Source organism: Trichlorobacter sp. (genome assembly GCF_030247655.1).
GTDB lineage: Bacteria > Desulfobacterota > Desulfuromonadia > Geobacterales > Pseudopelobacteraceae > Trichlorobacter.
In genome coordinates, this window is sequence record NZ_JAOTRZ010000075.1 from 1 (window position 1) to 12,784 (window position 12,784).

General features: G+C 50.9%; 14 protein-coding genes, 1 tRNA gene and 1 pseudogene. 10 read left to right on the top strand and 6 right to left on the bottom strand.

Annotated features, from left to right (window positions below; all coding sequences use genetic code 11):
* Positions 1 to 295: pseudogene (locus OEL57_RS08505) on the top strand (radical SAM protein); the annotation flags it as partial.
* Between the two features lie 32 nt (positions 296 to 327).
* On the opposite strand, the gene OEL57_RS08510 reads toward OEL57_RS08505, so the two are convergent.
* Genes OEL57_RS08510 through OEL57_RS08525 form a run of 4 tightly spaced genes read right to left on the bottom strand, consistent with a single transcriptional unit; the run spans position 328 to position 2,677 of the window.
* On the bottom strand, positions 328 to 786 hold the full coding sequence (locus OEL57_RS08510; RefSeq protein WP_300739605.1) for a hypothetical protein: 459 nt from the start codon (positions 784 to 786) through the stop codon (positions 328 to 330).
* A gap of 1 nt (position 787) precedes the next feature.
* The gene (locus tag OEL57_RS08515; RefSeq protein ID WP_300739607.1) at positions 788 to 1,201 is read right to left on the bottom strand and encodes a DUF350 domain-containing protein; all 414 of its coding nucleotides are present in this window, start codon (positions 1,199 to 1,201) and stop codon (positions 788 to 790) included.
* Between the two features lie 32 nt (positions 1,202 to 1,233).
* Complete coding sequence (locus OEL57_RS08520; RefSeq protein ID WP_300739608.1) at positions 1,234 to 2,355, bottom strand: glutathionylspermidine synthase family protein; 1,122 nt, start codon at positions 2,353 to 2,355, stop codon at positions 1,234 to 1,236.
* Positions 2,356 to 2,359: 4 nt separating this feature from the next.
* Positions 2,360 to 2,677 carry a hypothetical protein gene (locus tag OEL57_RS08525; protein ID WP_300739610.1) on the bottom strand — a complete coding sequence of 106 codons (318 nt, stop codon included), beginning with the start codon at positions 2,675 to 2,677 and terminating at the stop codon, positions 2,360 to 2,362.
* Between the two features lie 104 nt (positions 2,678 to 2,781).
* Between OEL57_RS08525 and amrS the strand changes: the two genes are divergently transcribed.
* Both amrS and OEL57_RS08535 read left to right on the top strand, forming a co-directional pair.
* Positions 2,782 to 3,795, top strand: a complete 1,014-nt coding sequence (gene amrS / locus OEL57_RS08530) for an AmmeMemoRadiSam system radical SAM enzyme (RefSeq protein ID WP_300739612.1) — start codon at positions 2,782 to 2,784, stop codon at positions 3,793 to 3,795.
* Positions 3,796 to 3,848: 53 nt separating this feature from the next.
* The gene (locus tag OEL57_RS08535) at positions 3,849 to 4,304 is read left to right on the top strand and encodes a PaaI family thioesterase (RefSeq protein WP_300739614.1); all 456 of its coding nucleotides are present in this window, start codon (positions 3,849 to 3,851) and stop codon (positions 4,302 to 4,304) included.
* Here the strand turns inward: OEL57_RS08535 and OEL57_RS08540 are convergent.
* Positions 4,297 to 5,673, bottom strand: coding sequence for a sigma-54-dependent transcriptional regulator (locus OEL57_RS08540; RefSeq protein WP_300739616.1), 1,377 nt, complete (start codon positions 5,671 to 5,673; stop codon positions 4,297 to 4,299). The genes OEL57_RS08535 and OEL57_RS08540 overlap by 8 nt on opposite strands.
* Positions 5,674 to 5,801: 128 nt before the next feature.
* On the opposite strand from OEL57_RS08540, the gene OEL57_RS08545 reads away from it, so the two are divergent.
* Positions 5,802 to 7,370, top strand: coding sequence for a DUF342 domain-containing protein (locus tag OEL57_RS08545; RefSeq protein ID WP_300739618.1), 1,569 nt, complete (start codon positions 5,802 to 5,804; stop codon positions 7,368 to 7,370).
* Here the strand turns inward: OEL57_RS08545 and bioA are convergent.
* Positions 7,367 to 8,734 (bottom strand): adenosylmethionine--8-amino-7-oxononanoate transaminase, encoded by a 1,368-nt coding sequence (gene bioA, locus OEL57_RS08550; RefSeq protein WP_300739620.1) that lies wholly within the window; start codon positions 8,732 to 8,734, stop codon positions 7,367 to 7,369. The two genes, OEL57_RS08545 and bioA, sit on opposite strands and share 4 nt — an antisense overlap.
* 215 nt (positions 8,735 to 8,949) lie before the next feature.
* Between bioA and OEL57_RS08555 the strand changes: the two genes are divergently transcribed.
* The 6 genes from OEL57_RS08555 to OEL57_RS08580 form a co-directional block, all read left to right on the top strand.
* Positions 8,950 to 9,606: a hypothetical protein gene (locus OEL57_RS08555; RefSeq protein ID WP_300739622.1), complete on the top strand. Its 657-nt coding sequence runs from the start codon at positions 8,950 to 8,952 to the stop codon at positions 9,604 to 9,606.
* A 76-nt stretch (positions 9,607 to 9,682) separates the two neighbouring features.
* Positions 9,683 to 10,231 (top strand): GAF domain-containing protein, encoded by a 549-nt coding sequence (locus tag OEL57_RS08560; RefSeq protein ID WP_300739624.1) that lies wholly within the window; start codon positions 9,683 to 9,685, stop codon positions 10,229 to 10,231.
* A gap of 47 nt (positions 10,232 to 10,278) precedes the next feature.
* A tRNA-Leu gene (locus tag OEL57_RS08565) sits at positions 10,279 to 10,364 on the top strand.
* A gap of 188 nt (positions 10,365 to 10,552) precedes the next feature.
* On the top strand, positions 10,553 to 11,812 hold the full coding sequence (locus tag OEL57_RS08570) for a tyrosine-type recombinase/integrase (protein ID WP_300739626.1): 1,260 nt from the start codon (positions 10,553 to 10,555) through the stop codon (positions 11,810 to 11,812).
* An 11-nt stretch (positions 11,813 to 11,823) separates the two neighbouring features.
* Positions 11,824 to 12,045, top strand: coding sequence for a hypothetical protein (locus OEL57_RS08575; protein ID WP_300739628.1), 222 nt, complete (start codon positions 11,824 to 11,826; stop codon positions 12,043 to 12,045).
* Between the two features lie 450 nt (positions 12,046 to 12,495).
* A partial coding sequence (locus tag OEL57_RS08580; RefSeq protein ID WP_300739629.1) for a hypothetical protein occupies positions 12,496 to 12,784 on the top strand: 289 nt, incomplete at its 3' end.

Consider the following 12,784-nt stretch of genomic DNA (forward strand, 5'->3'; position numbering starts at 1 on the left):
GGCTAACCTGGCCCATGGCCGCAACATCCTGCCTGAGCTGAAAGGGCTGGTTGACAGCATCTCCATCAGTCTGAATGCTCCGGATGCCGTAACCTATGGCAAGCTCTGCAACACCCCCTTTGGTGCAGGTGGCTGGCAAGGGGTCTGCGATTTCCTGCGGGAGGCACCCCGTTACATCCCGGATGTGACCGCAACTGCAGTCACGATCCCCGGCATTGATATTGAGGCCTGCCGTAGAATAGCTGAAGGGTTGGGCGTGAAGTTCAGGGTACGGGAGTATGCCGAGGTAGGGTAACATCCCCCCTGGCAATGGGGGGATGAGGGGAATTAAAGCCCTTTTGGCTCAGCCAGATGTTCCTCATAAATCCGCTTCAGATAGGTATGTGAAACGGTCTTCTTAAACTCTTTCTTGAAATGATCTGAAAGCTGTCGCCATGACAGCTTTTCTTCTTCCCGCAGACGGACCAGTTCATCCAGGTAGTTTTTTTCCAGGGCATTCCGCAGCCGTTTTTTGTATGGCTTATGATCCCTGATCTGAGGCAGCACCTGGGGCGATTGCTCGATCCAAACCTGCTTCAATACGGCAAGAAAGGCGGCATAGCCAGCCTCTCCCCCCCGGCTGGGGGCCACCCTGCCCAGGGCAAGCCATTCCTTAAACAGCTCCCGTTGTCGGCGATGTACTTCCACCCGCAGTTCTTCATCAAGCCGGGCATACAGTTCACCAAGTGCGGCACGTTGTTCTGCAGTCAAGCCGGTTAACAGCTCTATGGCTCGCTCATCGTACATGCTAATAGGTCATGCTGGCTGCATTCAGCAGGCCGATGGAAACCGAGAAGAAGGCCAGCAATGTGGCAGAAGCAACCTGGTTATCCTCAATCTGCTTTACCAGATCCTTAAAGATCACCCGCACTATAGAAAAGACCAGGATCTGCACCACCATGGCCACCAGTGCCCAGATCAGCATATCCAGAAAACCGACGCTGTGGGTGATGGCACTGTGCAGCGGCAGCACAAAACCGATAAAGGCACCGCCAAAGCTGATAGCCGGGGCGGTCTTGCCTTCCCGCACCAGCTTTAGTTCATCGTAGGGGGTTATTTTGCAGTAAATGGTGCAAAAAACCAGCAGAAAGCCCAGCGCTGCCACAAAATACTTGGCAAAATCAATCATTCCTTGAAAAGAGTCCAACTGTAATCCGTCCATAAATAGCCTCCGTTCGGTCTGATACTGAAAATTCAGGTAAAGTAATGGGGTAAAAACCGGCTGGCATTGGTGGTGACCAGTTGCCGGTCTTCACGGATGCCGATTCCTGCTGACTCGCCTGCCACGATCCAGGAACCGATCACCGGATAGTTACCGTCAAAACAGGGGATTGGTGCTAATTGCTGATAGACCAGGGCCTTGCCGCCGTAGCTGCCTTCAACCTCATGCACTTGGCCGTTGCGATGCACAGTCACGTTTTCACCTTCACGGGAAAGCAACGGCTTGGTAACATAGTTATCTCTGAACGGGCCAGCTTCAAAACCGGCCTGCAGCAGATTTTCATGTCCTTCAAACAGCTCCCACATGATCGCCAGCAGCCCCTTGTTGGACAGCAGCATCTTCCAGGCCGGTTCAATCAGCCTCATCCGAGCTGTTGCCAGTTTACGGCCAAAATACTCATTCACCAGCCATTCCCAGGGATACAGCTTGAACATGCAATCAATCGGCCGGTCATCCAGATCTACATAGCGACCTTCCACCTCTTCAAAACCGATATCGTTCATAAACAACTGTGAAGTGCTCAAACCAGCCTGTATTGCCGTATCACGAAGGTATTCCAGATTTCCAAAATCCTCCGGTGCATCAGCCACGCAGGAAAAGTGGACGGTTGAGGAGATCCCCATCCCTTTCCAGGCCTCAATCAAACGTTCATGGATTGAGTTAAACTGATCAGCATCAGGATAGAGGTCTTTAAGCCAGAACCACTGAATAACACTGGCCTCCAGTAATGATGTAGGGGTATCAGCATTGTATTCCAGCAGCTTGGGGGGAGCGTGTCCATCATAGGCCAGATCAAAGCGACCATACAGGGATGGTTCATCCTTGTCCCAGGAATCGACGATCAGCGGTACGGCATGGGCCGGAATCTGAAGCTTGTCAAACAGGTCTTTATCAATCACATGCTGGGCTGCCTCAATGCAACGTTCCTGCAGCTCATTGGTGACGTTTTCCAGCAGGTCTATCTCGGCCCGGTCAAAAAGGTAACAGGCAGTCTCATCCCAGTACGGCTCATCATCAATGGTGTGATAGGACATCCCCTGGGATTCAACACTCTGTTGCCAGTTTATACGGGGCGGACGGCTGATCCGTTGCATCCAGCTAGCCTCCGAAGGAAGAGTGGAAGGAGGAAAGACTGCCAAAACCGCCCCGAGAAACTGAGACCGTCCGAATGGAACGGCTCCCTTGCCCTGCATAGGTCCGCCCGGAAGTAAAACGGGGACCGTAGAAATATCCGTGGCTGTAGTTACGATCCTTCTGATTCATCTCTTCACAGTTTTTGGGATCATTACCCCAGTCATCCAGACAGTCCTGCTTGTTTTTATAGACATGCCGATCATCCTTTTTACCACAGCCACCAAGGGCCAGCATGCCGCCAATCAGAACCAGAGATATCTGCAGGGTGCTTCGTCTGCGCATAGGTCGCTCCAACAGATGAAATTACCAACTGATTTGCATTCAGTTGACTATCGGGTATAGATATACCAGTAAACTGTATTCCTGCAAGGGGTTGGAGCACTTTTATGGAAAAAGCACTCTGTTTTGATAGCATGGAGCATGAAACCGTACGTTGCAACCTCTGCAGACACCACTGTACCATTGCTGATGGTGGCCGCGGCATCTGCAAAGTTAGAGAAAACCGTAGCGGACAACTCTACGCACTGGTTTCAGGTCTGCTTGTGGCAGAGCATATCGACCCCATCGAAAAAAAGCCGCTGTACCACGTCTTACCCGGATCACGCAGCTATTCCATAGCATCTGTCGGCTGTAACTTTCATTGCCAGCATTGCCAGAATGCTGATATTGCCAAGTATGATGATCAGGGCACCGGACATATGCCTGGCCGCCCGATTCCGTCAGCAGAACTGGTTCATCGTGCCGCTGCTGGTGGCTGTCGCTCCATTGCCTACACCTATACTGAACCAACGGTCTGGTTTGAATACGCGCTGGAAACAGCGCGTATTGCGGCAGAAGCAGGTCTCTACAATATCTTTGTTACCAATGGGTACATCAGCAGTGAAGCATTAGGTATGATTGCGCCGGTGCTGCACGCTGCCAATATCGATCTGAAGGGATTTACCAATAACTTTTACCGACGTGTCTGTGGAGCACAGCTGAACGAGGTGCTGGACTGCATCAGAGATTACCGCAGGCGCGGCATCTGGATTGAGATCACCACACTGGTAATACCGGGTGAAAATGATGATGCAGAACAGTTACACGGTATTGCGCGCTTCATTGCCGACGAATTGGGGCCGGATACCCCCTGGCATATCTCGCGCTTCTTTCCCTGTTATCAGATGCAGCAGCATCCCCCTACCCCAATCAGTTCCCTGGAGTTGGCGCTGGAGGCAGGTGACCGGGCAGGTCTGAAGTATATCTATGAAGGAAATGTTGCCCATGGTCGGGAACAGACGGTCTGCCCCGGATGTGGGGCGGTGGTGATTGGGCGTAGCGGCTACACGGTTACCCGGCTTAATCTGAAAGACGGTTCCTGCGGTAGTTGCGGCAAACCGATTGCAGGGATTTGGGGATAGAAAAGCAAGTTTGAAGAGTGAAGTTTGAAGAGTGAAAAATCAGAGGAGTTAGCATGTTTGAAAATATTTATGATCTTCCGGTTAATCAAGATGAAGAACTGCCGTTTCAACTGCCGGAATGGATCGCAACAGCACCGTTTGAGGAATTTCTGGGCATGACCATCCATGAAGCAAAAAACGGCAAGGCAGTCCTGTCCATGCCGTTTAAGGCTGCCCTCTGCCAAGGCAAGGGCTTAATGCATGGCGGCGCGGTAGTGTCATTGGCAGACACGGCCCTGGCCATGGCAATTAAAAGCCTACTGCCAGAAGGGACGGATTTTGTAACCATCAAACTGGGTCTGGAGTTTCATGCTCCGGTTCGTTGGGGAGTTGTCCGGGCTGAGGCCAGGGTAACCGATCAGGATGATCGAAATATTGAGGGGATGACTGAAATTGTAACCGAAGAAGGGATCAAGGCAGCCACCTTCAAAGCCACCTTCAGAATTCGCCGTCAAAGAACCATCAGCTGAGTCCTAATCGCTTCATCTTCTCAACCAGTGTTGTCCGGTTCAACCCCAGCAAGGCAGCTGCCCTGGCCTTTACCCCATTGCTCATCTGCAGTGCCTTGGCAATCATCTTACATTCCAGCTCTTCAATGGCAGCTGGCATATCTATACCTTCCGGTGACAGATCCAGACAAACCCCTTTTGGGGGGCTTGAGGCTTCAGTGATCTCGGACGGCAGATCATCCGGGCCGATACTGTCCTGCTCAGTCAGGGCTGTCACTCGCTCCACCACGTTTTCCAGTTCACGCACGTTACCTGGCCAACGGTAGCGTTCCAGAGCATCAAGGGCCGGTTTGCTGAGGGTCATCAGCGGACGCCCCATCAGATGGCAGAATTTATCCAGAAAATGGCTAACCAACGGCAACAGATCTTCGCGCCGGTCACGCAGGGGTGGTAACTGCAATGGAATGACATTCAAACGGTAGAACAGATCCTCACGAAAACTGCCCTGACGCACCTGTTCTTCAAGATCAGCATTGGTGGCGGAGATCACCCGAACATCCAGTTTAATCGGCTTGGTGGAACCGACCCTCTCCACTTCCTGTTCCTGTAATACCCGTAGAAGTTTTGATTGCAGATGCATCGGCATGGTGCCGATCTCATCCAGAAAAATAGTTCCATGATTGGCAGCCTCAAACTTACCGATCTTGTCCCGCACCGCGCCGGTAAAGGCCCCCTTGGTATGTCCGAATAGTTCACTTTCCAGCAGGGTTTCCGGAATGGCACCACAGTTGACCGCCACAAAGGCATGTCCCTTGCGACGACCATTATGGTGCAGCGCCTTGGCCACCAACTCTTTACCAGTGCCGGATTCACCGAAGATCAGCACCGTTGAATCAGTCTTGACGATCCGCTGCATCCGCTCAAACAGCCTTTGCATGGCAGCAGAGCCGCCGATAATGCTGCTAAACTGAAACCGCTCCTGCAACTGTTTACGCAGATAGACGTTTTCTGACAGCAAACGCTGCTTTTCAAGCGCCTTGGCAATAACAATTTTCAGTTCTTCAAAGTTAACCGGTTTGGTTATGTAATCAAACGCACCTTGTTTCATCGCCTGCACAGCGGTCTCTGCCGAGGCATGGCCGGTAATCACCACCACCTCCAACTCAGGAGCGACTTGACGGATTTCTTGCAGAATTTCAATACCATTCTTATCAGGCAAAAACAGATCAACCAGCACCAGGTCTGCCCGGCCTTCACGAACCAGTGCCACTCCCTGTGCACCATTTGAAGCAGAAAGTGGTGCAAATCCGGATTTTTTCAGCAGAAGTTCCATTACCTGCCGACCGGGTTCATCATCATCAATAATAAGGATGCGAGTCAGTTCAGTCATACGTAAAATTCCGCCTGCATCTGGTTAGTGACCGTACTATGGCATACTCATCCAACCTGCTGCAATGATTTCATACTTTACCCAACGGTAATTTATGCTAAGCTAAAACTGATTACAGGGAGCAAGCAATGAGCGATCAGGCCACACAGACACAGGAAAGCAAGCCGGACGGACAACGTTTCTACCACGCCCAGACCGGCTATCAGCTTATCTTAAGCCTCTCCAAGGATGAGATGGAGTGCCGTGCCCACCTTGAAGTGAAGGCAGAGGGTACTCCGCCAACCAGGGATGAGCTGCTGGGGTATCTGGCTGCTGATGGCATTACTATTGGAGTTAATGAAGAAGCTGTGCCCATTTTGCTGCGTGAAGCTCGACCCGGCAAAAGTGCCAACGGCTTACTGGCAACTGGCATTCAACCGGTACTTGGTGATGATGGAAAGCTTGCCTTCAGCTTTGACACCTCTGATCAGCCCCCTGCAGAGACCGCCGCTGACGAAGATCCAGAAAAACGCCTGATTGACTTCAGAGCTGTGCAGAAATTCATTAACGTAGATGCAGATCAGGAAATCGGACGGATACTACCTCCCACCAACGGGACCCCAGGCAAGACGGTTCGTGGCAAACCGGTTCCATCAGAAGCAGGTAAGCCGCTGATTCTGAAACTGGGGCAGAATGTCCGTTCCGGCGGTGAGCATAACGATATTCTGATTGCTGAGATCCACGGACGGGTTAAGCAAGAAGGCGATACCATCCATGTTGTGGAAGAATATGTGGTGGATGGCGATGTTGATTTCAGTATCGGCAATATACGTTTTAACGGCTTTGTTGAGGTGCGGGGGGATGTGCTGGACGGTTTTCAGGTCAGTGCCAGTAAAGGCCTGAAGATTACCGGCAACGTGGGGGCCTGTCGTTTAATATCCCACGGCAATATTGAGTTTTGCGGTATGGATGGTCAGGGCCAGGGTAAAGGTAGTATCCTCTGCGGAGGTAGTATTACTGCCCATTTTATCCATGATAGCGTTGTTGAATGCTGGGGAAACATGCTGGTTGATGTTGAACTGCGTAACTGTAGTATCCATTGCCGCGGCAGCCTGATCACCGGCGTTCTGGCTGGTGGTGACTGCGTAACCCTTGCCGGTATTGAGGCAAAAAAACTGGGGGCTCCGTCTGCCGTTAAAACCGTTGTGCATAGTGGCGTGGACTACCACGACCTTGACCGGATGCAAATCCTGCTTGAGCAGCTTAATGAGCTTCAACAACAGATTGCGAAGACCAAAGATCTACAGGAAATAACGACGTTAACTGAGAAAAAACAGCAGCTGAGCAGGGTCATTGTTGATGTCCGCTCCCACCGTCCAGCCGGATCAAACCCCAAGGTCAATATCAAGGACCGGGTTCATGAAGGGGTTACCATCTACCTGGGAGATGCCGTTGAAGAGTTTTCAGCTGAGCTGTCCGGCCCGATCAGTCTGATTGAGAACAGCCGTGATGGCGGTCTGCGCCAACTTTCCCTGAGTGGTCTGGATATTCCGGCCAGTGATCTTGAAAAGGCCTGGCTTGAAAACGATGAACTGGAGCGTCAAGAGAGCCTTAAGCAAGAAGCAGCTGACAGGGAAGCTGCAGAAGCAGAGGCACAGCAGGCACTTGATGGGGCTGAACAAGCAGAGCCAGCTGCTGAACCACCTGCGTCTGACTAATCAGCCACCGCCCTGATCGCTTTCCCCAAACCAGCCATCAAAAAATCAAGTTCATCTTCGGCAATAGCCAGCGGTGGAAACACCACCACCGTATTCCCCAACGGACGGGAAAAAACCCCTAATTTGCGAGCTTCCTGACAGACTCTGATACCCCGTTTTTCCTCCCAGGGGTACGCCGCCTTGGTCTCCTTATCCTGCACAAGTTCAATTCCGGCTGCCAGACCGCACTGGCGCAGACTGCCAATATGGGGATGTTCTCCTATCTGCTGCAGCAAAGTTGTTAACTGTTTACTACGCTGTTGCACTGACTCCAATAGCCCGGTTTCGTCAAACAGCTCCAGACTTCGCAGCGCCACCGCACAGGCCAGAGGATTTCCGGTAAAGGTATGGCCGTGAAAAAAGGTTTTTAGTTCAGCATAATTCCCCAGAAATGCCTGATAGATCTCTTCAGTTGCCAATGTGGCAGCCAACGGCAGGTAACCGGCACAGAGCCCTTTTGAGATTGCCATGATATCCGGTGTCACCCCTTCATGCTCAACCGCAAACATCTTTCCGGTACGCCCAAAGCCGGTGGCCACCTCATCAGCGATCAACAGCACACCGTAACAATCACACAGCTGTCGTACCCCCTTCAGGTATCCGGCTGGGTGCGCCAGCATCCCGCCTGCCCCTTGTAGCAAAGGTTCCATCATCATCCCGGCCAGATGGTCCTGATGCTCAACCATCAAACGCTCCAGCGCGTCCAGACAGGCCATGCCACAGCTTTCAGGATCAGCCTTGCCCATGGGACAGCGGTAGCAATAGGGCGCAGGACCCTCAATGGTTGAAAACAGCAACGGCTTGAAGGTGTCATGATAGATCGAAATACCCCCAACACTCATGGAGCCGATGGTATCGCCATGGTAAGCATGCTGCAGCCGCAGGAACCGGCTCCGTTGCGGCGCTCCCTTGTGACAGTGGTACTGATAGGCCATCTTCAGTCCCACCTCCACTGCCGTGGAACCGTTATCGGAATAAAAGACCTTGCTCAATCCTGTCGGCGCTATCTCAATCAACCGCTTGGCCAGCAGGATTGACTGTTCACCTGCCAGCCCCAGCAGGGTCGAGTGTTCAAGCCGGGCCGCCTGGTCAGCCAGCGCCTTATTCAGTTCTGGGTGACTATGACCATGTACGTTGGTCCACATGGAAGCAACACCATCCAGATAACGGTTACCATCTGAATCAATCAGCCAGCTTCCCTCTCCTGCCACAATCACAATCGGATCATCAGCCAGCCAATCCTGCATCTGGGTAAAAGGGTGCCAGACATACTGTTTGTCCCAGGCCTGAAGCTGTGATGTCGGTACATTTTCGTGATTTTTCATACAATTTATCCTTGTCCTTCACTTGCGAAACCAAATAAATGTGCTATAAGCAGCATATGTAAGACCTGTTTTGTCCGTTAAAGTTGTTTCTGCTGAAAATCAGATTTTGACAATACCATCAGATGAAACCAGCATCCAGCAGTAACGTTATTACCACAATTCCAATACCGCAAAAGCGGCATGTCTTTAACAATCATCTGCAAGGAGAGACTTTAGTGCGTCTGCTACCAATTTTGCTTATTTTGTGTACTATTTCCTTTTCAAACATACTATTAGCACATGCTGGGCCTCCTTCCAGCATCATCAAAGATTTTCAGTTTATTCAGAACGGCAAGGTCATCCAACCCAACTCCGGAACAGTAATCCTCTCTCCCAGCACATTTTCAATCCGTTATACCGGCAAAAGTTCATCCCCTTCGGTATATGCCAGCTTCAATCAAAAACTAAAGAAGCAGATCAAAGAGTTGCATGATCCAATCATAACATTTGCCGGTACAGGATCAGCAGCCAGCCCGTCACAACTGTATGTGGATACTGAGGCTTTGGATCTGTATCAAGGTTGGTCAGCAACGTTTGAGACTGCATGGGGAAGCGTGCAGGAATCCAAAGGACGGGATGAATATGTAGCACTGAAAAATAGGCTTGCCACTGAACCGCTCATTATCATGTCTGGACGTAACTACTCAAATTTTGAGCCTCAACCAGATGGTAGTCAGCTGTTCACTGTTAGCCGGATTAATGACAGTTTGCCGCCTTTTAAAAACATTACGCCTCTTTATCTTATACTGTTTGTCGATGAGACACCTGCCAAGCCGGATGCCAGCACGTATCTTTTGAACTGGACACCACTGACGGTGCATATTAAAAACTAACAAATCCAAACCACAACTGTTTCAGATTTCTGTGCACCTACGTGCCACGATACATCTCTTTTGGAGAATACAAATCATGCCTCAGAAAAAAAATGCCGACATTGCCCAAGACAAATTAAAAGCCATGATGGAAATGGCTGCCCTAGTCAACTCATCACATGAACGCTCAGTAATCATGGATCACGCAGTAAAATCAGTTTGCCGCCTGACCAGCGCAGAAGCCGGCAGTCTGCTGCTGCTGGATGAGTTTACCGGACACCTTGACTTTGAAGTGGTTACCGGTGGCAAAGAAGAACTGCTGCCCTTTTTTAGAGTTCCCAAAGGTCAAGGTATTGCCGGGTGGGTTGCCCAGAATGATTTACCCATTATAGTTCCAGATGTGCAGTCTGATGAACGTTTTTTCAAGTTTACCGACAAAGAACTTGGGTTCACCACCCGTGATATGATTGCCGTGCCACTACGGATCAACGGGACAGTCATAGGGGTGCTACAGGCAATCAACAAGCAAACCGGTTCTTTCAGTCATGATGACCTGAAACTTGCCATGGCATTTGCCAATCAGATCGCGCCTGTAATAAATCGTACGGAACAAGAACAACCTCGTTCATCAACACCTGACGCATAAAGCCTCTTGACTCTCGGCGGGTTGATTAGGTATAGTCTTAAAACTTTGCCAGAGTGGTGAAATGGTAGACACAGCAGACTCAAAATCTGCCGAGGGCAACCTCATGCCGGTTCGAGTCCGGCCTCTGGTACCAGCTAACAATCCAGCATCATCCGATGCAACCTTAAAGCCCTTGAATTTCAAGGGCTTTTCTTTTTGCCTTGTCCAACACAATCCAGCCTGATATGCTTGAATCCAGATTTTTTTGGGGCTTTTTCAGGGGCTTTTTTATTTAAGCCCTAAAGAGAAAAACAAAAAGGCCCCAAACCGGAGGTAAAGCCAATGCCTAAAAGGGTTGTATCACTTACCGACCTGCAAATTGAAAAGGCGAAGAAACAAGAAAAGCCCTACAAGCTGACCGATGGCGCCGGACTTTACCTTTTAATCACTCCCACCGGCGGAAAACTCTGGAACCTCAAGTATCAGTTTGCTGGCAAAGAAAGAAAACTTTCCCTTGGTCAATATCCTGCTGTCTCCCTGGCTGAAGCACGGCGGCGCAAGGAAGATGCACAGAATCTGTTGGCCAACGATCAGGACCCGGCGGCGATCATGTCAAAGCAGGCCAAGAAACAGCAACAGACCGCCGTTGTCGAAGCAAAACAGATAGAGCTTGAAAGCACCTTTGAACATATAGCCCGCGCTTGGCATAACAAGTTTTCCAGCACCTGGACTGCCCACCATGCCACCCGAATCATGACCTGGCTTGAACGTGATGTATTTCCCTATATCGGCGGCATGGATATAGCCACCATAGAGGCCCCTGATATTCTGGCAGTGCTGGAACGCATTGCCAACCGCCCCGCCCTTGACCAAGCCCACCGTACACGCAGCCATTGCGGAATGGTCTTTCGCTATGCCATAGGTATCGGCAAAGTAAAGCGTGACCCTACCAGAGACCTGTTCAAGATACTACCACCCGTAAATCATGGCCACAGAGCAGCACCAACCGACCCGAAAGAAGTTGCCGCCCTGTTGCGTGCGATTGATGACTATAGCGGTTCATACGTCGTTCAGTGTGCATTAAAGCTGCTGCCTATGCTGTTTTGCCGTCCTGGAGAACTACGGGGCATGGAGTGGGCAGAGCTTGATCTTGATGCTGCTGAATGGTCAATCCCGGCGGCCCGTATGAAAATGAAGCAAGCCCACTTGGTCCCGCTACCAACTCAGGCAATAGAGATCATCAAGACGCTTCAGCCACTGACAGGCGGTAGCAAGCTGGTTTTTCCCAGCAGCCTGTCAGACACCCGCTGCATATCTGAAAACACCCTGAACACCGGCCTGCGTCGTATGGGAATAGAGAAGCACGAACTATCTTCACATGGCTGGCGGGCAGTTGCACGGACGTTGCTGCATGAGGTGCTGGGGTTCACCCCTGACGCGATTGAGGCCCAACTTGCCCACGCTGTACCGGATCGGCTGGGCAGAGCTTACAACCGAACCACCCATATTCAGGAACGGCGGCGGATGATGCAGCACTGGAGCGACTACCTTGACGGTCTGAAGGCCGGGGCAAAGGTGATACCAATAACAAAGGCAGCATGAGAGGGGGCTTTATGGGCAAGATTAACATTGAAGAGGTGGAGGTCGAGGCGGCGGAATATCGAGCAAGGACCCCGCTTGATGAGCGTATTAAGGAGGTTGATAGATATGCAGCCGACCCCAATTGCAAGCCGCTTTCGATTGCTGTTATAGAGCTTCTTTTGATTGGTAACGATATGCCAATGGAATCTTTACGGTACCTCCCAGCAGAGTACATGCAGAAAGCGAGGGCATAATATGGGGCGTTGTGTACCACTAACCGAAAACGGCTGGATAGAGCTGGAAAACGGCCTGAGAGAGATGCAAACCCTGCCTGTTGGCATGAAGATAATTACTCGCCGGGAGCATAGGGACTCTACCGCTTTCCTGGTGGATGATTCAGTCTCATTATTTCAGGGTGACGGGACATACAGCTTTGTTTTTCCTCATGGGGCTGAAGAAGTCAGGCGGATATGTAAAGTTGAAAACGGTTATACGATTTGCGAGGACCCGGAATCCCCGTCCCCGGATCGTTTCGTTTCTTCTCTGGATGGCTGTATTACTGGCCGTGTGGTAAGACGCTTGACTGTCTGCGAGTAGCAACAACTTTCCCAGGATAGCCCGACGGGGCGAAAAGGCCGGACCCTCCCGGCCCTTCTTGGGATTTTTCAAGTTGAGGGATACCGCACGAAGGGGGCGGTTTAAATATGAAAAACAAATTGCCGGACCCAGCATGGTTCACGTTTTCTGAACTAGCAGACAGATGGTGTGTCTCTATTGAAACTGTTACTAGGTATATTAAGTGCGGAATGTTAAAGCATTCCGACCCCCCGGGGACCAGTGGTCCAATGGCAGGATATAGAGTTATGTTAGCGGGGCATGATGGACACAATCTACATCTTTATAATCCAAGGGATGTTATTTACCTTGAAGAAGTCTTACGCTTTGAAGCTGAACATAAAATAGGTCAGCGACAGGTTAAGGCAAAACAACGCC